Raw genomic sequence first — 1045 nt, 5'->3', positions numbered from 1 at the left:
CATCAATAAATTGATCGACCTCTACCCGCGCTGGCCCGCACACCCCAGTGTCTTCCATCATCCAGGGTGCTCGCCTGGTTCATGCCACTTAGGGCTACTTAGGGCTACTTGAATTCGACGCCTCAAACCTGCCGCTCAAGGCTCCGGTTAGTGCGTGGCATTGCGAAGCAGTGAAGCCCCTGTCGCACTTGCCGTGTTGCCATCCGCGGCATCAACGCCGACGACGAAAGGGCGGGTTACCGGTCCTGTGCCCCGCTCCGGCTCCCAGCCGTCTCCGAAAGTTTTGCTAGGCGATGGATAGGCGCCCAGAACGAAAGCCCCCCGTAGGGCTTGCAGCGCAACGCATTGCTCCTTACTATGGAGGCGGAAGTAAGGATCTAAAATGGCAGAGTCCACTATCACCGCCAAGGGGCAGACCACAGTTCCGGCAGAAGTGCGCGAGCTGGTGCACGCCGCGCCCGGCACGCGCCTGGTCTGGACCGTCACTCCCGACGGGACCATCGTCGTGCGCGCAAAAACGAAGTCCATCCTTGACCTTGCGGGCGTCTTGAAGGCCCCCAAGGGAAAGCATGTCACCGTTGAGCAAATGAACGCTTGGCGATAGATGGCGGCCCTCGACACGAATGTCCTGGTGCGGTATCTCGTGCAGGACGACGCTGCCCAGCTTGCTGCAGCAACAAAGCTCATCCGGAAGTGCTTGAGCGCTGGGCAAACGCTCTTCGTTCCGATTTCCGTGACGGTCGAGTTGGAATGGGTCTTGCGCTCCAGCTTCGAATTTTGCAAAGACGATGTGGTGCGGACGATATCGGACCTATTGTCGGCAGCAGAACTGTCTTTTCAAAACGAGCAGGCTCTTGAAGTAGCGCTTCTTCTTTTCAAGAAGGGCACCGCAGATTTTGCGGACTGCGTACACATCGCCCTGGCAGCTCAGGCAAATGAACAGCCCCTGTTGTTAGCGGCGGTCAGGATCCGCGCTTATTCGGCGGTGAGGACGCGGTTTTGCGCGTAAGCCGGTAGCCGGTCCGGCCAGTGGGAAGGGCCCCGT

General features: G+C 59.3%; 2 protein-coding genes. Both read left to right on the top strand.

The window, feature by feature from the left end; translation table 11 throughout:
• Nucleotides 1-382: 382 nt before the first annotated feature.
• A complete protein-coding gene (locus EV671_RS26590) occupies nt 383-604 on the top strand; it encodes an AbrB/MazE/SpoVT family DNA-binding domain-containing protein (RefSeq protein WP_132576906.1) in 222 nt (73 codons plus the stop codon).
• Nucleotides 605-1009, top strand: a complete 405-nt coding sequence (locus EV671_RS26585; protein ID WP_132576905.1) for a PIN domain-containing protein — start codon at nt 605-607, stop codon at nt 1007-1009.
• The last annotated feature ends 36 nt before the right edge of the window (nt 1010-1045 follow it).

The sequence above is a fragment of the Roseateles saccharophilus genome (assembly GCF_004342485.1).
In the GTDB taxonomy this organism is placed as follows: Bacteria; Pseudomonadota; Gammaproteobacteria; order Burkholderiales; family Burkholderiaceae_C; genus Pelomonas; species Pelomonas saccharophila.
This window is presented reverse-complemented; position numbering and strand designations above follow the sequence as displayed.